General features: G+C 61.7%; 15 protein-coding genes. 13 read left to right on the forward strand and 2 right to left on the reverse strand.

Annotation, left to right across the window (positions count from 1 at the left end; translation table 11 throughout):
- Positions 1–43 precede the first annotated feature (43 nt).
- Both aceF and aceE read right to left on the reverse strand, forming a co-directional pair.
- A complete protein-coding gene (gene aceF / locus AERO9A_RS01225; RefSeq protein ID WP_159970096.1) occupies positions 44–2,017 on the reverse strand; it encodes a dihydrolipoyllysine-residue acetyltransferase in 1,974 nt (657 codons plus the stop codon).
- A gap of 11 nt (positions 2,018–2,028) precedes the next feature.
- Complete coding sequence (gene aceE, locus AERO9A_RS01230; RefSeq protein WP_159970097.1) at positions 2,029–4,674, reverse strand: pyruvate dehydrogenase (acetyl-transferring), homodimeric type; 2,646 nt, start codon at positions 4,672–4,674, stop codon at positions 2,029–2,031.
- A gap of 268 nt (positions 4,675–4,942) precedes the next feature.
- On the opposite strand from aceE, the gene glnE reads away from it, so the two are divergent.
- The 13 genes from glnE to AERO9A_RS01295 all read left to right on the forward strand — a co-directional run bounded on the left by glnE (position 4,943) and on the right by AERO9A_RS01295 (position 21,064).
- Positions 4,943–7,885 carry a bifunctional [glutamate--ammonia ligase]-adenylyl-L-tyrosine phosphorylase/[glutamate--ammonia-ligase] adenylyltransferase gene (gene glnE / locus AERO9A_RS01235; RefSeq protein ID WP_159970098.1) on the forward strand — a complete coding sequence of 981 codons (2,943 nt, stop codon included), beginning with the start codon at positions 4,943–4,945 and terminating at the stop codon, positions 7,883–7,885.
- Between the two features lie 60 nt (positions 7,886–7,945).
- Positions 7,946–8,869, forward strand: a complete 924-nt coding sequence (locus tag AERO9A_RS01240) for a branched-chain amino acid transaminase (RefSeq protein WP_159970099.1) — start codon at positions 7,946–7,948, stop codon at positions 8,867–8,869.
- Between the two features lie 83 nt (positions 8,870–8,952).
- Entirely contained in the window at positions 8,953–9,996 is a 1,044-nt protein-coding gene (waaF, locus tag AERO9A_RS01245) for a lipopolysaccharide heptosyltransferase II (RefSeq protein WP_159970100.1), read from the forward strand.
- 2 nt (positions 9,997–9,998) lie between these two features.
- On the forward strand, positions 9,999–11,003 hold the full coding sequence (gene waaC / locus AERO9A_RS01250) for a lipopolysaccharide heptosyltransferase I (RefSeq protein ID WP_159970101.1): 1,005 nt from the start codon (positions 9,999–10,001) through the stop codon (positions 11,001–11,003).
- Positions 11,004–11,012: 9 nt separating this feature from the next.
- Positions 11,013–12,137, forward strand: a complete 1,125-nt coding sequence (locus AERO9A_RS01255; RefSeq protein ID WP_159970102.1) for a glycosyltransferase family 4 protein — start codon at positions 11,013–11,015, stop codon at positions 12,135–12,137.
- Complete coding sequence (rfaP, locus tag AERO9A_RS01260) at positions 12,134–12,946, forward strand: lipopolysaccharide core heptose(I) kinase RfaP (RefSeq protein WP_159970103.1); 813 nt, start codon at positions 12,134–12,136, stop codon at positions 12,944–12,946. The genes AERO9A_RS01255 and rfaP overlap by 4 nt, the downstream gene beginning before the upstream one ends.
- Positions 12,943–13,680, forward strand: coding sequence for a lipopolysaccharide kinase InaA family protein (locus AERO9A_RS01265; protein WP_159970104.1), 738 nt, complete (start codon positions 12,943–12,945; stop codon positions 13,678–13,680). The genes rfaP and AERO9A_RS01265 overlap by 4 nt, the downstream gene beginning before the upstream one ends.
- Positions 13,677–14,420, forward strand: coding sequence for a lipopolysaccharide kinase InaA family protein (locus AERO9A_RS01270; RefSeq protein ID WP_159970105.1), 744 nt, complete (start codon positions 13,677–13,679; stop codon positions 14,418–14,420). The genes AERO9A_RS01265 and AERO9A_RS01270 overlap by 4 nt, the downstream gene beginning before the upstream one ends.
- The gene (locus tag AERO9A_RS01275) at positions 14,420–15,865 is read left to right on the forward strand and encodes a lipopolysaccharide kinase InaA family protein (RefSeq protein WP_159970106.1); all 1,446 of its coding nucleotides are present in this window, start codon (positions 14,420–14,422) and stop codon (positions 15,863–15,865) included. Before AERO9A_RS01270 ends, AERO9A_RS01275 begins: the two co-directional genes overlap by 1 nt.
- A 12-nt stretch (positions 15,866–15,877) precedes the next feature.
- Positions 15,878–17,632 (forward strand): carbamoyltransferase, encoded by a 1,755-nt coding sequence (locus tag AERO9A_RS01280; protein WP_159970107.1) that lies wholly within the window; start codon positions 15,878–15,880, stop codon positions 17,630–17,632.
- Complete coding sequence (locus AERO9A_RS01285; RefSeq protein WP_159970108.1) at positions 17,619–18,752, forward strand: glycosyltransferase; 1,134 nt, start codon at positions 17,619–17,621, stop codon at positions 18,750–18,752. The genes AERO9A_RS01280 and AERO9A_RS01285 overlap by 14 nt, the downstream gene beginning before the upstream one ends.
- 50 nt (positions 18,753–18,802) lie before the next feature.
- Entirely contained in the window at positions 18,803–19,996 is a 1,194-nt protein-coding gene (locus AERO9A_RS01290) for a capsule biosynthesis protein (RefSeq protein WP_256665818.1), read from the forward strand.
- Positions 19,997–20,002: 6 nt separating this feature from the next.
- Entirely contained in the window at positions 20,003–21,064 is a 1,062-nt protein-coding gene (locus tag AERO9A_RS01295; RefSeq protein WP_159970110.1) for a polysaccharide pyruvyl transferase family protein, read from the forward strand.
- The last annotated feature ends 6 nt before the right edge of the window (positions 21,065–21,070 follow it).

A 21,070-nucleotide genomic window follows, 5' to 3' on the forward strand; every position in this document is an offset into this window, starting at 1 on the left:
GTGAAGGCGGGTTTTTGTTCTACCGGTCAGCGCAGCAAGGCACTTACAGCAGGATGGTGCGGATGTCCGCCAGCACCTGCGACAGGCGCTGAGTGAAGCGCGCAGCAGCAGCGCCGTTGATCACACGGTGATCATAGGACAGCGACAGCGGCAGCATCAGCTTGGGCTGGAAGGCCTTGCCGTCCCAGACCGGCTGCATGGTCGCCTTGCTGACACCGAGGATCGCCACTTCCGGCGCGTTGACGATCGGCGTGAAGCCGGTGCCGCCAATGTGGCCGAGGCTGGAGATGGTGAAGCAGGCGCCCTGCATGTCGTCAGCCGAAAGCTTCTTCTTGCGTGCCTTGTCGGCCAGCTCGGCGGCTTCGGCTGCCAGTTGCAGCAGGCTCTTCTGATCGACGTTCTTGATCACCGGCACCAGCAGGCCGTCCGGCGTATCGACGGCGAAGCCGATGTGCACGTACTTCTTGCGGATGATCGCCTTGCCGCTCGGCGCCAGCGAACTGTTGAAGTCCGGCAGCTCCTTGAGCAGGTGTGCGCAGGATTTGAGCAGCAGCGGCAGCACGGTCAGTTTGACGCCAGCCTTCTCGGCTACGGCCTTCTGTGCGACGCGGAAGGCTTCCAGGTCGGTGATGTCGGCCGAATCGAACTGAGTCACGTGCGGCACGTTGAGCCAGCTACGGTGCAGGTTGGCGGCGCCGACCTGCATCAGGCGGGTCATCGGTACTTCTTCGATTTCGCCGAACTTGCTGAAGTCCACCGTCGGGATTGGCGGGATGCCCGCGCCGCCTGTAGTAGCAGTGGCCGCCGCTGCGGCGGGTGCCGCCTTGGCTTTCTGCATCATGGCTTTGACGTAGGCCTGCACGTCTTCCTTGAGGATGCGACCTTTCGGGCCTGTGCCGGTGATATCCGCCAGATCGACGCCGAAGTCGCGGGCAGTCAGACGCACGGCCGGGCCAGCATGCACCTTGGCGCGGTCACGCTTGGGCGCATTGGCCGGGTCGGCGGCAGCAGCGGACAGCGAGGCGATGGCGCGTACTTCTGCGGCCACTTGCGGCGCGGCGCCTTCCGGTACGCGATGGACTTCCTGGCTGGGAGCCGCGGCTGCGGGGGCAGCACCTGCGACTTTCAGCTTGAGGATCAGGTCGCCAGTCCCCACTTCATCGTTCAGTTGCACGTGCAAGGCTTCCACCACACCGGCAGCCGGCGCTGGGATCTCCATGGAGGCCTTGTCGGACTCCAGGGTGATCAGCGACTGATCGGCTTCGATGGTGTCACCGACCTTGACCATGACTTCGATGATCTTGACCTTGCCGTCGGTGCCGATGTCCGGCACGTGCACGTCCTGCACGCTGCTGCCTGTCGGCGCAGCCGCTGGGGTCGGTGCCGCTGCTGGCGCAGCTTCTGCCTTCGGTGCGGCAGCTTGAGCCGGAGCGGCAGCCGGTGCGGCTCCTTCGACTTTGAGCTTGAGGATCAGGTCGCCGGTGCCGATTTCATCGTCCAGCTTGACCTGCACCGACTCCACCACACCCGCAGCCGGTGCGGGGATCTCCATGGAGGCCTTGTCGGACTCCAGGGTGATCAGCGACTGATCGGCTTCGATGCGGTCACCGGCCTTGACCATCACTTCGATGACCTTGACCTTGCCGTCGGTGCCGATGTCCGGCACGTGCACGTCCTGCACGCTGCTGCTGGTTGCGGCAGCGGCAGGCGCGGCGGCCGGAGCAGCCGCTTGCGGGGCTTCGGCAGGGACGGCTTCGGCTTTCGGCGCAGGCGCGGCTTGCGCAGCACCTTCGACTTCCAGAACCAGCAGCTCGTCGCCTTCTTTCAGGCGGTCGCCGATTTTGACTTTCAGCTCTTTGATGACGCCGGCCTTGGGCGAGGGCACCTCCATGGAGGCCTTGTCGGACTCCAGGGTCAGGATGCTCTGGTCGGCTTCGACACGGTCGCCGACCTTGACCAGCAGTTCGATTACCTCGCCTTCACCGCCGAGGTCGGGTACGCGAATCAGTTCACTCATCGCTACGCTCCTCAGCAGTCCAGCGGGTTGGCTTTATCAGGGTTGATGCCAAACTTGGCGATGGCATCGGCCATGACCTTGGCTTCGATCTCGCCACGGTCGACCAGTGCTTCCAGCGCGGCCAGCACGACCCATTTGCGATCGACTTCGAAGAAGTTACGCAGTTGCTTGCGGCTGTCACTGCGGCCGAAGCCGTCGGTGCCCAGGACCTTGTATTCCTTGCTCGGTACCCACTGACGAATCTGTTCGGCGAACAGCTTCATGTAGTCGGTGGAGGCGATGACTGGGCCCTTACGACCGCTCAGGCACTGCTCGACGTAGGTTTGCTGCGGCTTCTGACCCGGATGCAGGCGGTTGCTGCGCTCGATGGCCAGGCCGTCGCGGCGCAGTTCGTTGAAGCTGGTGACGCTCCACACATCGGCAGCGATGTTGAACTCGTCGCGCAGAATCTTCGCCGCTTCGCGGACTTCACGCAGGATGGTGCCCGAACCCAGCAGTTGCACGTGGTGCGCGGCTTCCTTCTTGTCTTCTTCGAGCAGGTACATGCCCTTGATGATGCCTTCCTGCGCGCCTTCCGGCATGGCCGGCTGCTGGTAGGACTCGTTCATCACGGTGATGTAGTAGAAGACGTCCTGTTGCTCTTCGGTCATCTTCTTCATGCCGTCCTGAATGATCACCGCCAGCTCGTAGCCGTAGGTCGGATCATAGGTGCGGCAGTTGGGGATGGTCGCGGCCATGATGTGGCTGTGACCGTCTTCGTGCTGCAGGCCTTCACCGTTGAGGGTGGTACGGCCGGCGGTGCCGCCGATCAGGAAACCACGGGTGCGGCTGTCGCCAGCGGCCCAGGCCAGGTCGCCAATACGCTGGAAGCCGAACATCGAATAGAAGATGTAGAACGGCAGCATCGGCTGGTTATGGCAGGAGTACGACGTACCGGCAGCGATGAAGGAGCTCATGGCACCGGCTTCGTTGATGCCTTCCTCAAGTATCTGACCTTTCTTGTCCTCGCGATAGAACATCACCTGGTCTTTATCCACTGGCTCGTAGAGCTGGCCGACCGAGGAGTAGATGCCGAGCTGGCGGAACATGCCTTCCATACCAAAGGTACGGGCTTCGTCCGGGATGATCGGGACGATGCGCTGGCCGATGTCCTTGTCCTTGACCAGTTGCGCGAGGATACGCACGAAGGCCATGGTGGTGGAGATTTCGCGGTCGCCCGAACCGTCGAGGATGGCCTTGAGGGTATCCAGCGGCGGGGTTGGGATGCTGAAGCTCTTGGCGCGCCGCTGCGGTACGAAACCACCCAGTGCGGCGCGGCGCTCGTGCAGGTACTTGTATTCGGCGCTGCCCGGCTCTGGGCGTACGAAGGGCAGGTTCTCCAGCTCCTCGTCCTTGATCGGGATGTCGAAACGGTCGCGGAACTGGCGCAGGCTCTCGACATCGACCTTCTTGGTGTTGTGCGCGGTGTTCTTCGCTTCACCGGCGCCGGTACCGTAACCCTTGATGGTCTTGGCCAGGACTACGGTTGGCTGACCGCTGTGGTTCACGGCCTGGTGGTAGGCTGCGTAAACCTTGTACGGGTCGTGGCCGCCACGGTTGAGCTTCCAGATCTCGTCGTCGGAAAGGTCTTTGACCATTTCCTTGAGTTCTGGGGTGTTGAAGAAGTTTTCACGCACGTAGGCGCCGTCTTTGGCTTTGTAGTTCTGGTATTCACCGTCAACCACTTCGTCCATGCGACGCTGCAAGGCGCCGTCCTTGTCCTTGGCCAGCAGCGGATCCCAGAAGCGACCCCAAACGACCTTGTTGACGTTCCAGCCGCCGCCACGGAACACGCCTTCGAGTTCCTGGATGATCTTGCCGTTACCGCGCACCGGGCCGTCGAGGCGCTGCAGGTTGCAGTTGATGACGAAGATCAGGTTGTCCAGCTTCTCGCGGCCGGCCAGGGCGATGGCGCCCAGGGATTCCGGCTCGTCGCACTCGCCGTCACCCATGAAGCACCAGACCTTCTGCTTGCCGGCCGGGATGAAGCCGCGCGCTTCCAGGTACTTCATGAAGCGTGCCTGGTAGATCGCCTGGATCGGCCCCAGACCCATGGATACGGTCGGGAACTGCCAGAAGTCCGGCATCAGCCAGGGGTGCGGGTAGGACGACAGACCCTTGCCGTCGACTTCACGACGGAAGTTCTGCATCTGGTCTTCGCTCAGACGGCCTTCCATGAAGGCGCGGGCGTAGACGCCGGGGCTCGCGTGGCCCTGATAGAACACCAGGTCGCCGCCGTGTTCTTCGGTCGGTGCCTGGAAGAAGTAGTTGAAGCCGATGTCGTACAGCGTCGCCGAGGAGGCGAAGCTGGAGATGTGGCCACCCAGATCCGGGTCTTCCAGGTTGGTACGCATCACCATGGCTAGGGCGTTCCAGCGCACCAGCGAGCGGATGCGGCGCTCCATGAACAGATCGCCGGGCATACGCGCTTCGTGCGTGACCGGGATGGTGTTGCGGTACGGAGTGGTGATCGCATAAGGCAGTTGCGCACCACTGCGGGTGGCTAACTCGCCCATGCGGGTCATCAGATAGTGCGCTCGGTCTTCACCCTCGTGGTCGAGGACGGACTCAAGTGCGTCCAGCCATTCCTGGGTTTCGATCGGATCGAGGTCTTGCATGGCTTGCTCCAGAGCGGAAAGGCTTCCAGAATCGGAGGCCAGTGGGTCTCGCCGACTTTTTGGGTGGGCGAGCTGAATTCTTGGATTTACCGGGGGTAGAGCCGGTCGGCGTGTAGTTTTACTACATTTCGACGGCAGATTCAGCTCTCCCGGCACATTTCGTTAGTAGTGACACTACGCTGAGCTACGCCGCATGCCGTGAATTTCAAGCGGCAGCAGGATCTTGGAGATCCCGACGAGCGGCTGGCGGCCCGCAAAAGGATAGACCATGAGCCTGCCTGTACTGCTCGACTTACCTGCCTCTGTTGCATCCATCTTTGAACGTGCCGAGCAGTTTCTTGCCGCCGCCCTCGCGGATAATTCCGCGTGGCAGGCGCAATGGCGTGCCTGGCCGAGCGAGCGTCAGGCGGCCTGGCGACGTGTGGCGGCGCTCAGCGACTTCGTTGCTGAACACGCGGCGCGTGACCCCGGCATGTTTATCGAACTGGCAGAGTCTGGCCAGTTGGAGCGCCCTCTGGCGCCTGGCGAGTTGCGTGCGCAACTGTCTGAGCGGCTGGCCGAGTGCGCCGATGAAGACGCGCTGGGGCGTTGCCTGCGGCGTTTCCGCAATCGTCAGCAACTGCGCATCATCTGGCGCGACTTCAGCCGTCAGGCCGTGCTGGCGGAAACCTGCCGCGATCTGTCCGATCTGGCCGATGCCTGTATCGATCTGGCCTATCACTGGCTCTATCCACGTCATTGCGCGCAGTTCGGTACGCCGACTGGTCGGCGCAGTGGTCGGCCCCAGCACATGGTCATCCTCGGCATGGGCAAGCTTGGGGCGCACGAGCTGAACCTGTCCTCGGACATCGACCTGATTTTCGGCTACCCGGAGGGTGGAGAGACCGAGGGCGTGAAGCGCCCGCTGGACAACCAGGAGTTCTTCATTCGCCTGGGGCAGAGGCTGATCAAGGCGCTGGATGCCATCACCGTCGATGGCTTCGTGTTTCGCACCGACATGCGCCTGCGTCCTTATGGCTCATCCGGTGCGTTGGTGTTCAGCTTCAATGCGCTGGAGCAGTACTACCAGGATCAAGGCCGCGACTGGGAGCGCTACGCCATGATCAAGGCGCGCGTGGTCGGCGGTGATCAGGCCGCCGGTGCCGAGCTGCTGGAGATGCTGAGGCCCTTCGTCTATCGCCGTTATCTGGACTTCTCCGCCATCGAGGCGCTACGTGCGATGAAGCTGCTGATCCAGCAGGAAGTGCGGCGCAAGGGCATGAGCGAGAACATCAAGCTCGGGGCGGGCGGCATCCGCGAGATCGAGTTCATCGCCCAGGCTTTCCAGCTCATTCACGGCGGGCGTGATCTCAGCCTGCAGCAGCGGCCGCTGCTCAAGGTGCTGACCACTCTGGAAGGGCAGGGCTACCTGCCGCCCGCCGTGGTCGCCGAGATGAAGGAGGGCTACGAATTCCTCCGTTACACCGAGCACGCCCTGCAAGGCATCGGCGACCGGCAGACACAGATGTTGCCGGCCGACGCGCAGGATCAGGCGCGCGTGGCGGCGATCATGGGTTTTGCCGACTGGGCGAGCTTCCATGAGCGCTTGATGTACTGGCGTGGGCGTATCGAGTGGCACTTCCAGCAGGTGATTGCTGACCCTGACGAGGATGATGAGCAGGTCGGGGAGGCCGGTGCTGGCGCCGAGTGGCTGCCCTTGTGGCAGGGCGCGCTGGATGAGGAAGCAGCGTTGCAGCAGTTGCTGGAGGCCGGTTTTGCCGAGGCTTCGGTGGCTTACCGGCGCTTGCTGGATTTGCGTAATGGCCCGCAAGTGCGCGCCATGCAGCGTCTGGGGCGCGAGCGGTTGGATGCTTTCATTCCGCGCCTGCTGGCGCAGACGGTCGAGCATGGCAAGCCTGATCTGGTGTTGGAGCGTGTGCTGCCATTGGTGGAGAAGGTGGCGCGGCGTTCGGCCTATCTGGTGCTGCTGAGCGAGAACCCGGGCGCGTTGGAGCGACTGATCACGCTCTGCGCTGCCAGCCCCTGGATTGCCGAGCAAATTGCCCGTTACCCGCTACTGCTCGACGAACTGCTTAATGAAGGGCGCCTCTATTCGCCGCCGTTGGCGCCGGAACTGGCGGCTGAATTGCGTGAGCGCTTGATCCGCATTCCAGAAGAAGATCTGGAGCAGCAGATGGAGGCGCTGCGGCATTTCAAGCTGGCGCACAGCCTGCGCGTGGCAGCTTCGGAGATCGCCGGTACATTGCCGTTGATGAAGGTCTCGGACTATCTCACCTGGCTGGCCGAGGCGATTCTCGATCAGGTGCTGGCACTGGCCTGGCAGCATACGGTGCAGCGTCATGGACGCCCGCTGCGTGCCGACGGTACACCCTGTGACCCGGATTTCATTATTGTCGGTTACGGCAAGGTCGGGGGTTTGGAATTTGGCCATGGCTCGGACCTGGATTTGGTCTTTATTCATGACGGTGACCCGCAGGCCGAAACCGATGGGCCCAAGCCGATCGATGGCGCACAATTCTTCACCCGCCTGGGGCAGCGCATCATTCACCTGCTGACGGCTCAGACAACTTCCGGCGCCCTTTATGAAGTGGACATGCGCCTGCGACCATCGGGCGCGGCCGGTTTGCTCGTCAGCTCGCTCGGCGCCTTCCAGCGCTATCAGGAGAACGAGGCCTGGACCTGGGAGCATCAGGCTTTGGTGCGCGCGCGGGTGCTGGTCGGCTGCCAGCGTCTGGCCGGGGAATTTGCCCGTGTGCGCGCCGAAGTGCTGGGGCGCCAACGTGACATCGAGGCGCTGCGCGTTGAAGTCAGCGATATGCGGGCGAAGATGCGCGACAACCTCGGCACGCGCGCAACCGTTGCCGGTACCGGGGCGAACGCCTTTGATGCCGCGTCCTCCTTCGATCTGAAGCAGGATGCCGGTGGTATCGTCGATATTGAATTTATGGTGCAATACGCGGCCCTGGCCTGGTCGTGGCAACATCCGCAACTGCTTGAATTCACCGATAACATCCGCATTCTGGAAGGTCTGGAGCGGGTCGGTTTGATGACGGCCGAGGATGCGGGCCTGCTGCGTGAGGTGTACAAGATTTATCGCTCGGCGGCGCACCGTCAGGCACTGCAGAAGCAGCCTGGGGTGGTGCCGGGTGATCAGTTTCAGGACGAGCGCCGTGCGGTCATGCGCCTATGGCGAAAACTGCAACTGGGTTGAATGAAAGGGGCTCAGCCCCAAGCAAGATCGAACCGCGAAGCGAATTGAGGAGCAGGCAAGATGTCGATGTCCGACCGTGATGGCGTGATCTGGTACGACGGTAAACTGGTGCCGTGGCGCGAGGCCAACACCCATGTACTGACCCATACCCTGCACTACGGCATGGGCGTTTTCGAAGGCGTACGTGCCTACAACACCCCGGACGGCACCGCGATCTTCCGTCTGCAGGCGCACACCGACCGCCTGTTCGACTCCGCGCATATCTTCAATATGCAGATCCCCTACACCAAGGAAGAGATCAACGAAGCACAGCGCGCCGCCGTCCGTGAAAACGGCCTGGAAAGCGCCTACCTGCGCCCGATGGTGTTCTTCGGCAGCGAAGGCATGGGCCTGCGCGCCGCCGGTCTGAAGGTGCACGTGATCGTCGCCGCCTGGCACTGGGGTGCCTATATGGGCGAAGAGGCGCTGGAGGCCGGCATCAAGGTGCGTACCAGCTCCTACACTCGCCACCACGTCAATATCGCCATGACCCGCGCTAAGGCCAACGGTAACTACATCAACTCGATGCTGGCCCTGCAGGAAGCCATCTCTGGCGGCGCCGACGAGGCCATGCTGCTGGACCCGGAAGGCTACGTGGCCGAAGGCTCCGGCGAGAACATCTTCCTGGTCAAAGACGGCGTGGTGTACACCCCGGAAGTGACGTCCTGCCTCAACGGCATCACGCGTAGCACTGTTCTCACTCTGGCTGCCGAGCACGGCATCAAAGTGGTCGAGAAGCGCATCACCCGTGACGAGGTGTACATCGCCGACGAAGCCTTCTTCACCGGCACTGCCGCTGAAGTTACGCCGATTCGTGAGGTCGATGGCCGCAAGATCGGCGCCGGTCGTCGTGGCCCGGTCACCGAGAAATTGCAGAAAGCCTATTTCGACCTGGTGACCGGTAAAACCAGTGGTCACGCTGAATGGCGTACGCTGGTTAAATAAGTCGCAGCCACAAGCTGCAAGCTTCAAGTGGCCCGAGCTGCTTTGGCTTGCAGCTCGTGGCTTGGCGCTTGAGGCTGTCCTTGATGAAAATACTGATCGTTGGGCCGAGCTGGGTAGGCGACATGGTGATGGCGCAGACGCTGTTCCAGTGCTTGAAACAGCGCCATCCTGGCTGTGAGATCGACGTGCTGGCGCCGGACTGGAGCCGCCCGTTGCTCGAACGCATGCCTGAGGTGCGCGCAGCGCTGAGTCTGCCGCTGGGTCATGGTGTGCTCGACCTGGGTGCTCGTCGACGTATCGGCAAGTCGCTGGCGGGTCAGTATGACCAAGCCATCTTGCTGCCTAACTCGCTCAAGTCCGCGCTGGTGCCCTGGTTTGCCGGTATTCCCAAGCGCACTGGCTGGAAAGGCGAAATGCGCTATGGCTTGCTCAACGATATCCGCACGTTGGATAAAGGGCGTTACCCGCTGATGATCGAGCGTTTCATGGCGCTGGCTTATGAGCCCGGTGCCCTGTTGGCGCAGCCTTATCCACAGCCGCGCTTGCAGATCGATGAGTCCAGCCGCGACGCTGCCCTGGCCAAGTTCGGCTTGCAGCTTGATCGTCCGGTACTGGCGCTTTGTCCGGGCGCGGAGTTCGGCGAGGCCAAGCGCTGGCCGGCCGAGCACTATGCCAAGGTCGCCGAGGTCAAGATTCGCGAGGGTTGGCAGGTCTGGCTGTTCGGCTCGAAGAACGACCATGCCGGTGGCGAAGACATTCGCCTACGCCTGATTCCTGGGCTGCGTGAGGAAGTCAGCAACCTATCCGGGCAAACCAGCCTGGCCGAGGCTATCGACCTGATGTCGGCAGCCACGGCGGTGGTGTCCAACGATTCCGGTCTGATGCATGTCGCGGCGGCGCTGAATCGTCCGCTGGTGGCGGTTTACGGTTCCACCTCGCCGCAGTTCACGCCGCCTTTGGCCGATCGTGTTGAAATCGTTCGCTTGGGCTTGGAGTGCAGCCCCTGCTTCGAGCGCACCTGTCGTTACGGCCATTACAACTGCCTGCGTGAGCTCAAGCCGCGCCCGGTAATCGAGGCGTTGGAACGCCTGGTCGGTGATGCTCTGGTTCTGGTCGAGGGCGACTGATCTTGCGGGTTCTGATTATCAAGACCTCGTCGCTTGGCGATGTGGTGCATACCCTGCCGGCATTGACCGACGCAGCCCGTGCGATTCCCGGTATTCGCTTCGATTGGGTGGTCGAAGAAGGCTTCGCCGAGATTCCCGCCTGGCATCCGGCGGTGTCCCAGGTGATCCCGGTGGCCATCCGCCGTTGGCGCAAGCATCCGCTGCGCACCTGGCGCAGTGGCGAGTGGGCGCGCTTCAAAAAACGTCTGCGTGAAACCCGCTACGACCTGGTGATTGACGCTCAGGGGCTGCTCAAAAGCGCCTGGCTGACGCGCTATGTGTCGGCGCCGGTGGCCGGGCTGGATCGCGATTCGGCGCGTGAGCCGCTGGCCAGCCGTTTCTACGATCGTCGCTACGCGGTGCCCAAGGATCAGCACGCACTTGAGCGTGTGCGCCAGTTGTTCGCCAAGGCGCTGGACTATCCCTTGTCGGCCGGTGCGGGTGACTACGGGCTGAATCGTGCGGCGATGATGGATGCCTCGGCGCAGCCCTACCTGGTGTTCCTGCACGGCACCACCTGGGCCAGCAAGCACTGGCCAGAAGCCGATTGGCGCGCCCTGGCCGAGCGCATGGACGAACTGGGTTGGGCTGTGCGCCTGCCCTGGGGCAACGAGGCGGAGAAGGCGCGCGCCGAACGCATCGCGGCTGGCCTGATGCATGCCGCTGTGCTGCCCAAGTTGAATCTGGCTGGCGTGGCCAAGGTCATCGCTGGTGCCAGAGCCTGCGTTTCCGTCGACACCGGCCTTGGTCATCTGGCTGCCGCGCTGGATGTACCGAATATTTCCCTCTACGGCCCGACCCTGCCCGGCAAGGTGGGCGCCTACGGCCGTAGCCAGATTCACCTGTGTGCAAGCGGCCCGAACGCTGGCAACGGTGACCGTGACAAGCCCTGCTTCGATGGCCTCGGCGCCGAGCGCGTCGGCCTGGAACTGGAGGCGCTGCTGCTGGCGCCTCCCGGCACCCTTTAAGGAGCGGCTATGCAACTGGCCTTCGTTCTCTACAAATATTTCCCGTTCGGCGGGTTGCAGCGTGATTTCATGCGTATCGCCCTGGAGTGTCAGGCGCGTGGCCATGCCATCCGCGTCTACACGCCGATCTGGGAAGGGGAAAACCCCGCAGGTTTCGATGTGCGTGTGGCGCCAGTGCGGGCGCTGTTCAATCACCGTCGCAACGAAAAATTCACTGCCTGGCTGCAGGCCGATCTGAAGCGCGACCCGGTCGACCGGGTCATCGGCTTCAACAAGATGCCGGGCCTCGACGTCTACTACGCTGCTGACGGCTGCTTCGAGGACAAGGCGCAGACCCTGCGCAACCCCATCTACCGGCGCTGGGGTCGCTACAAGCACTTCGCCGAGTACGAGCGCGCGGTTTTCGCACCGGAGTCGAAGACCGAGATTCTGATGATCTCCGAGGTGCAGCAGCCGCTGTTCATCAAGCATTACAAAACCCCGCTGCAGCGTTTCCACCTGTTGCCGCCGGGCATCGCCTTTGACCGCCGCGCGCCGGCCAATGCCGCCGAGATTCGCGCCGAGTTTCGCCGTGAATTCAAGCTGGCCGAGGATGACCTGCTGCTGGTGCAGATCGGCTCCGGTTTCAAGACCAAGGGCCTGGATCGCAGCCTCAAGGCACTGGCCTCGTTGCCGCGTGAATTGCGCAAGCGCACGTGCCTGATCGCCATTGGCCAGGACGATCCCAAGCCCTTCCTGCTGCAGATCAAGGCACTGGGCCTGTCCGATCAGGTGCAGATCCTCAAGGGGCGCAGCGATATTCCGCGTTTTCTGCTCGGCGCTGACCTGCTGATCCATCCGGCCTACAACGAGAACACCGGCACTGTGCTGCTGGAGGCGCTGGTGTCCGGCTTGCCGGTGCTGGTCACTGATGTCTGCGGCTACGCGCATTACATCGCCGATGCCGATTGCGGCCGTGTCGTGCCCAGCCCCTTCGAGCAGGAGCAGCTCAATCGCATGCTCGCCGATATGCTCGCCGACCCCGAGCGCCGTGCGTTCTGGGGGCGTAATGGCCTGGCTTACGCCGACAGCGCTGATCTGTACTCGATGCCGAAAAAGGCCGCCGACGTGATTCTCGCGGAGAAGCACGCGTGAAGCTGATCCTCGCTGAACCCTTCAAAAGTCTGTGGGCGAACCGTGATGCCTTCGAGGCTGTCGAGGCGCTGCAGGGCCAGGTCTATCGCGAGCTAGAAGGGCGCCGCACCCTGCGCACGGAAGTCGACGGACGTGGCTATTTCGTCAAGATCCACCGTGGCATTGGCTGGGGTGAAATCGCCAAGAACCTGCTGACGGCCAAGGCGCCGGTGCTGGGCGCCGGTCAGGAGTGGCGGGCGATTCAGCGTCTGACCGAGGCGGGCGTGCCGACCATGACCGCCGTGGCCTACGGTGAGCGCGGTGCCAATCCCGCACGCCAACACTCGTTCATCGTCACCGAGGAACTGGCGCCGACCGTCGATCTGGAACAGCTCAGCCTCAACTGGGCCGAGCAACCTCCTAAACCGGCGCTCAAGCGGGCGCTGATCGAGCGGGTGGCGCAGATGACTGGCGGCATGCACCGAGCCGGGGTTAATCATCGCGATTGCTACATCTGTCACTTCCTGCTGCACAGTGATCGGCCGATCCAAGCCAGCGACTTGCGCCTGTCGGTGATCGACCTGCACCGTGCTCAAGTCCGTGAGCGCGTGCCGACCCGCTGGCGCAATAAGGATCTGGCTGGTCTGTACTTTTCGGCGCTAGGCATCGGCCTTACCCGGCGCGACAAACTGCGTTTCCTGCGCACCTACTTCCAGCGCCCCTTGCGTCAGATATTGCGCGAAGAGGCGGGCTTGCTCGCCTGGCTGGAGCGTAAGGCTGAACGCCTGTTGCAGCGTTTCGAGCGCAAGTATGCGAGGCCGCCACAGTGAGTGTATGGCGCTTGAACGCGGGGCTGGTGGGGCCACTGGCTGAGGAGTTTGGCTCGCTGCAGTCGGTGTTCGCCATTGAAGGCAAGCGGCTGACGCGTGACCCGCTGTCAGAGGTCATTCTGATCGAACGCGAGGGCGTGCGTTATTACGTCAAGCGCTACTGGGGGGCTGGCAAGGGGCTGCGGCGTTACCTGGGGCGCCCGCGGGTTAAAGCCGAGTGGCAGAATCTCAAGTTGTTCGCCAAGTGGGGCGTGCCGACTGCGCCATTGGTTGCCTATGGTTTGGAGCGGCGTGCCGGGTCTTTCGCTCGTGGTGCGTTGATTACTCGTGAGCTGGAGCAAACTCGCGATCTAGCCGAGCTGGCGCGCGTGGGCGATCAGCGTCTGGGTGATCCGATCTGGGTGCGTAATATCAGTGCACAGTTGGCGCGCAGCACGCGTACCTTGCATGACCACCACTTTACTCATAACGATTTGAAGTGGCGCAATCTGCTGGTCAATGAGCGCGGTGAGTTGTTTTTTATCGACTGCCCGACTGGAAGTTTCTGGTGGGGGCCGCTGCTGCGCTATCGGATCGTCAAGGATCTGGCTTGTCTGGATAAAGTGGCCAAGCAGGTGCTTTCGCGCGCCCAGCGCTTGCGCTTCTACCTGCAGTATCGCGGCCGCGACCGCCTCAATGACAGTGACAAGCGACGAATTCGGCGGGTGCTGAAGTTTTTCGAGGGCAGGGAATGAACGATTTCATTGCAGCTAGCGACCTGGCGCTGCTCGAGGCTCACGGTTTGGCCAGCTTCGACGCGCTATGGGCGCTGCAACTGCAGGCCGTGGATGAGCCTAATACCGAGCGCGGCGGTTGGAGCAGTGTCTATCGCCTGGAGCTGGGCGAGCGCGCCTTTTACCTCAAACGCCAGAGCAACCACCTGACGCGCACCTTGCTGCATCCGTTTGGTGAGCCCACCTTTGCCCGTGAATTTCGCAATATTTGCCGTTACACCGAGCTCGGTATCCCGGCGCTTCAGGCCGCTTTCTTCGCCGAGCGCCGCTTGCCCGGTGAGCGGCGAGCGGTGCTGCTCACGCGTGCGCTCGATGGCTGGCAAGATCTTGAGCACTGGTTGAGTCATTGGACGAGTTTGGATGCTGTTCAGCAGGCGGCCATTCTGTGGGCTTGCGGCGAGCTGGCGCGGCGCCTGCACGAGGCGGGGCAGATCCATGGCTGCTTTTACCCTAAGCACATCTTCCTGCGTGAGCAGGGGCCTGGATTCGAAGGGCAACTGATCGATCTGGAGAAAACGCGTCCATTACTGTTCGGACAGCGCGACCGGGTCAAGGATCTTGAGCCACTGCTGCGCCGTGCGACGGTCTGGCAGGAGGCTGATGTTCGCCGTCTGTTGGCGGCCTACCTTGGGGCTGAGCAAGGGGTCGAAAGCTGGTGGCAGCAGCTCGATTCACGGCGTCGGCACAAGGAGGCGCGTTAATGCGCTTGGCTGAGTTGACGCAGGCCGGGCGTAACCCGGAGCTGCCGCTGACGCTTGACCTAGATGGTCAGAGCCTGCAGCTACAGCAGTGGCTGCGTGTGCTGCCGGGGCAGCGTTATGTCGCTTTGGCGCAGTGGCAGGGGCGTGCTGTGCTGGCCAAATTGCTGGTCGGTGACAAGGCGCAGCGCCACTATCAGCGCGAGCTGGAGGGCGCTCAACTGCTGGCCTCTCATGCTTTGCTCACGCCTGAATTGCTGGCTCAGGGGTTTACCGAGGGGCAGGGCGGTTGGCTGCTGTTCGATTACCTGCAAGGTGCCGAGAGTTTATGGCAGGCCTGGTGCGCGCGAGCTGGCGAGGCTCTGCTCAGTGAGGGCCAGCAGGCCGTTTTGGGGCAAGCACTGGCGGCCATCGCGCAGATGCATGCGCAGGGGCTATGGCAGAGCGATCTGCATTTGGACAATCTGCTGCGCCATGACGGTCACCTGTATCTGATCGATGGCGGCGGCGTTTGCGTCGAAAGTGCGGGGCAGCCGTTGTCCCGTGAGCGCGTGCTGGAAAACCTCGGAGTGTTTTTCGCCCAGTTGCCAGCAGAGCTTGAGCCTTATCTCGAAGAGCTGCTAATCCACTATCTGCTGGTCAATGGCGAGCATGCTCTGCCGCTGGAAAGGCTCCAGGCTGAAGTGCTCAAGGTGCGCCGTTGGCGTCTGCGCGATTACATGAAGAAAATCGCTCGCGATTGCACGCTGTTTGCTGCACAGCGTGGCGCGAGCCTGCTGCGGGTCGTGCGCCGCGAGCGTGCCGCTGAGCTGGCCGAGCTGTTGGCTGATCCCGATTCCCGACTCGCTGCCGGGCGTTCGCTGAAACAGGGCGGCAGTGCGACGGTGGCTCAGGTCGAGGTGGCCGGGCGCACCCTGGTGGTCAAACGCTACAACATCAAGAACCTGATGCATTGGCTCAAGCGCTGCTGGCGGCCGAGCCGCGCCTGGCATAGCTGGCGCGAGGGCAATCGCTTGCAATTGCTGGGGATTGCCACGCCGACGCCGCTGGCTGTGCTGGAACGGCGCTGTTGCTGGTTGCGTAGCCGCGCCTACCTGATTACTGACTATTGTGGCGGTCAGGATATACTTACGCGTTTTGCGGGTTACCAACAGGCCGCTGTGCCGCAGAACGAGCTGCTGGCTCTGGAGCGACTGTTCGCAGCGCTGCTGCGTGAGCGCATCAGTCATGGCGATTTCAAGGGCACCAACCTGTTCTGGGATGACGCGCAGGGCGCCTGGTCGCTGATCGACCTCGACGCCATGAGGCAGCATCGCAATGCGCGTAGTTTCGCCAAGGCCTATGCCCGCGACCGCGCCCGTTTTCTGCGCAACTGGCCAGCGGATTCCGCTCTGCACCAGTTGCTCGACCAACGCTTACCGCAGGTGCCCGGCACCTGCCCGAATTAGAGGCTTACACCTGTGGCATTGACCATTCTCGGCCTGTCCGGCGCCCTCAGTCACGACCCTTCCGCTGCCTTGTATATCGACGGCAAGCTGATCGCGGCGGTGGAAGAGGAGCGCTTCGTGCGCGATAAGCACGCGAAGAACCGCATGCCTTACGAGTCAGCCAAGTTCTGCCTGGAGCAGGCGGGCATCAAACCGTCCGACGTTGACGTGGTGGCCATTCCCTTCGCGCCCATCAGCATCTTCGAGAAGGCCCGCTGGCAGTACGCCAAGCGCTACGCCTACGCACCGGACCGCGCGCTGGACGCCATCCTGTTCGGCAACCGCCGTTACAAGCGCTATAAAAAGCGCATCGAATGGTGCCTGGTGCAGCTCGGCTTCGACCTGAAGAAGGTCAAGATCGAACCGGTCGAGCACCATCTGGCACACGCCTCCAGTGCCTATCACTGCTCGGGCTTCAAGGAAAAAACCGCGATCCTTGGCATCGACGGCAAGGGCGAGTACGCCACCACCTTCTTCGGCTACGGCGAAAACGGCAAGATCCACAAGATCAAGGAGTTCTACGATCCGGATTCGCTCGGCGGCCTGTATGGTGCGATCACCGAGTTCCTCGGTTTCGAGATGCTCGATGGCGAGTTCAAGGTCATGGGCATGGCGCCCTACGGCGACGCCAGCAAGTACGATTTCTCGCGTCTGGCCAAGTTCGAGAACGGTGAGCTGATCATCAACACCGAGTACGCCAACGTCATCGGTTTCCGTCGCTACAAGGAAAAGGGCAAGGGTTACTACTTCTCGCCCAAGCTGATCGAGTGGCTCGGCCCGAAACGCGAAGGCGACATCGCCGACGATCCGTACATCCATTACGCGGCCAGCATGCAAGCGCTGTTCGAGAAGCTGGCGCTGCAGATGATGGAGTACTACCTGGGCGACATCCTGCGTGAGACCGGCAAGATCGCCTTCGCCGGCGGTTGTGCGCTGAACGTCAAACTGAACCAGAAGATCATCGCCCGCGATGACGTCAAGGAGCTGTTCGTGCAACCGGCCTCTGGCGATGCCGGTACGGCTGTCGGCGCTGCCGCCTACGTGTCGAACCAGCGTGGCGTGCCGGTGGAGAAGATGGAGCACGTTTACCTCGGCCCGTCCTACTCCAACGAAGACGTCATCGCCGCCTGCGCCAAGCACCCGAACAAGCCGGTGTTCAAACGCATCGAAAACACCCCCGAGCGCATCGCCCGGATCATGGTCGATGGCAACCCGGTGGCCTGGTTCCAGGGCCGTATGGAGTTCGGCCCGCGCGCCCTCGGCGGCCGTTCGATCATCGGTTGCCCGAGCGTGCCGGGCGTGGCTGACCGCATCAACGAACAGATCAAGTTCCGCGAGCGCTGGAGACCCTTCTGCCCGTCGATGCTCGACACCGTGGCGGCGAAGATGCTCAAGGTTGACCACCCGAGCCCGTTCATGACCTTCACCTTCGAAGTCAACGAAGAGTGGAAGGAGCGCGTTGGCGAGGTGGTGCACGAGGACGGCACCTCGCGTGCGCAGGTGCTGGAACGTCAGTACAACCCGCGCTGGTACGACCTGATGCTGGAGCTGGAGAAGCTGACGGGCAATGGCGTGTCGCTGAACACCTCGCTCAACCGCCGCGGCGAACCGATGATCTGTTCGCCGACCGATGCGCTGAACATGTTCTACGGTTCGGATCTGCAGTACCTGATCATGGAAGACGTGCTCGTGGTCAAGGATGGCAAGGATTGGTATGACGGCGTCTGAGCAGGGCGGTGTCCCGGCCCAGCGCTGGGTTCTGCAGCTCTGCCATGGTTATGACGGCCCTTTTTTAGATTGTGCGCGGCAGTACGCGGTGCTGTTCAAGGGCACACCCTACAAAGTCTGCACCGTCTACCTGACGGGTGCGCCTTCGGCGGAGGTCGAGCGCGGCTCGGCTTCCGATGAGGTGATCTTCCTCGATTACTCCAGTGCGCAGGTGCGTGGTCTGAAACTGGCGGCGATTCGCGATTTCCGCCGCATCGCCGCTTCGCGCGACTTCTCCCTGTGTATCGCGCATCGTTTCAAGCCAATTTATGTTGCCTTGCTGGGCGGCAACCTGCCGGTGGTCGCTGTGCATCATGCCTTCGGCGTCTATTCACGGCTTGGCCGACGCCTGTTCGTCAACCGCTTCCGCCACCGCTTGCTGCTGCTCGGCGTCTCCAACGCAGTACGTGACGAGATACGTCGGGATTTGTCTGGCTGGCCGCCTGAGCGTATTGAAACGCTCTATAACCGTATTGATGTTGAGGCGGTGCAGGCTGAACAGGTGTCGCGCGAGGCGGCCCGTGAGCACCTTGGCCTGCCGCAGGACGCCTGGGTGGTGGGTAATGTAGGGCGTCTTCATCCGGACAAGGATCAGGCCACATTGATTCGCGGCTTCGCCCAGGCTTTACCGCAGTTACCTGACGGAAGCTTGCTGGTGATCATGGGTAGCGGTCGTCTGGATGCTCAGCTCAAGGCTCTGGCGGCAGAGTTGGGCGTCAGCGACGCCGTGCGCTTTCTTGGGCAGGTTGCGAGCGCCCGGCGTTACTTCAAGGCGTTTGATGTGTTTGCTCTGACCTCCGATCATGAACCGTTCGGTATGGTGTTGCTGGAGGCGATGGCGGCTGGAGTGCCGGTGATATGCACGGACTGTGGCGGCGGGCGTGAGGTGATCGCGGGGGTGGGTCAGGTATTCCCACTGGGCGATGCCGATGGACTGGCTCGCGAGTTGCTGCAAGCTCCATCCAGGGACGCTGTGTCCAAGGCGATGCAGGCGCGTCTGCAGGAGCATTTTTCGGATCAGGCGGCGGCGGCGCATTTTCAAGCGTTGTCCGCGACGTTGGGCGGGGCATGGCGCCAATGAGCAACCCTTGGAAGGCGAAGGCCCGTGCACTTGATCGCTACCGCTGGCTGGTGCTGCGCGAGCGTCATGGGCTGCTTGCCAGCGCTGCGCGGTTTGCCCGCGAGGCCATTGTCGATTGGTGGTTCGGTTTCCGGGCGAGAAGGCATCTGGCCGATGCGCTGCAAGGCCAGCGCTGTGATTTCCTGCTGCTACAGTCAATGGCCAAGGTTATTCCCTTACAGCGTAAGCGCTTACTCAAAGAGGCGTTGGTGGCTCGAGGTTACAGCCTGGTGGAAACCGCCTTGCCGGAGCCAGGCGATATGCTACGTGAGCGCATGCTCTGCCTGCCGCCGTACCCGCTTCCTACTCGCTACTTCGCTTATGCAGCGCATGCACAATGGCTGGTTGAGTGCTATCAGCCGCGGATACTGCTCAATGATCGCAACGGCAGTCTCTATTCTCCTTTCTTGCGCCTGGCTCTCAACGCCCGCCAGAGTTTGCTCGTGCACCTCGCTCATGCCACTACAGTGGAAGGCTCGCGCCGACTGGGTATGAACGACTACGACTATTACTTTCTATTCGGGCGTAGCTCGCTGGAGGCGCTACAGGCGAGGTCGCTACGCTTTGGCTCGTCCATGGCCGTTCTGGCTGGTTCGCATATGATCGATAACACCTATGACCTGCCTCCAGCCGACCCAGCCTTGCGTACCATGCTGATACTCGGAGTTGGGCCGGATAAAGAGAAGGAAACGGGCTATCAGGCCACTTACCAGCTACTTCTGGATTGGGCGCGTCAACATCCTGAGTACCGGGTGTTGGTCAAGGCGCACCCGCGCAGTCGTGTGCCGTTTTGGGTGCAGGCAGCAGGTGAATTGCCTCAACTCACTGTTCTGACCCAAGACTGCAACCTAGCCGAAGCCCTCGACCAGGCATCTTTGGTGATCAACATCATGTCCAATGCTGTTATCGAGGCAGCATTGGCTCGGCGTCCAGTGATTTATGTTAATGCCAGTGGCGATCAGGATATTTTCGCCCAGGAGCGTTTTTTTGGCGCTTGCGTTACTTCCGTTAATGCCCTTCAGGCGCGCGTCATTGGAGTTGAGAGCGATTATGCTGATGCTTTGAAGCAGTGCCAGGGCTTTGCGGAATATCACTTGGCCAACGGTTGTGCCGGCTTGGCTAGTAATCTAGATACATTGGTTTCGCTGCTAGAGGGGCAGTCGCTGTCTGGCAGTGCCCAGAGTCTGTCTTCGACAATTGAGTAGCTACAGATGCTGACAGCAATCCTGTTTAACGATACGTCCCATAACAAGCATCATGGTTGCCAAATTGTGGTCAGGCAGATTTACGCTCTGGCGCAGCAGGCGGGTATCCGCATCGTCAAGGCATGCCCCATGCGCCATGACTGGCGCCGTGATGAGGCCCTGAAACGAGAAATAGCCAAGGTGGATCTGTGCCTGATCAATGGAGAAGGCACCATTCACGATGACGCTAAGGCCGCGCGAATTTTGGTAGAGCTTGCTCCGTTTTGCCGAGAGCGAAATGTGCCGTGCTTCCTGATCAACAGTGTTTGGCAGCGCAATTCGATGGAAATGGTCGAGGCTGCGCGAAGCTTCAGTGCGATCTACCTGCGTGACCATCATAGTCAAGCGGAGCTTGCGCGTTCTGGATTAGCGAGCGAAGTAGTGCCTGATCTGACCTTGAGTGCGGTTCCCCCGCCTGCGCAGCAGCGCGAAGGATTGTTGGTCAATGGCAGTTTCTACGAGGAACGTACCCAAGAAGCCTGGCGTCTTTATCGGGATGCCGACGGCGCCTTGCAGTACCTGAGCATTCAGAGTATGCCGCAAGTTCAGTGGGGCAAAGGCTTTACAGGGTATTTTTGGCGTAGTTTGCGCAGCCTCTTCAAGGCTTGGCGTGCCCGCTACAAGGCTAGGCGCATGGAGGAATTCGGGCGAGATTTGCCTGTGCGACAAATAAAGGCCATGCGCTGGCGGTATTCGTTTGCAACGTCTGAACAGTTTTTGCAGCGCCTTGCTGTCAGCCGTGGCGTTATTACTGGGCGCTTTCACTGTGTGACGCTTTGCCTACTGAGTGAGACTCCTTTCTTTGCCATCGCTTCCAATACGCACAAAATCGAGGGACTGCTTGATCAGTGTGGATTGAGCGGGCGGATTTTCAGTGACTATGCTTCGGCGTTCGCATCTGCGCATCGAATTGATTTCAGTGCACAGGAAAAGCAAGCGGTACGTCGTTTTGTCTCGGACAGTGCGGCACGTGCGCGTCAGATGTTTATACAGATCGCCCAGGATGTGCGTGCTCAAGCCCGACAGTAGGCTCAA

Source organism: Pseudomonas sp. 8Z (genome assembly GCF_902506535.1).
In the GTDB taxonomy this organism is placed as follows: domain Bacteria; phylum Pseudomonadota; class Gammaproteobacteria; order Pseudomonadales; family Pseudomonadaceae; genus Aquipseudomonas.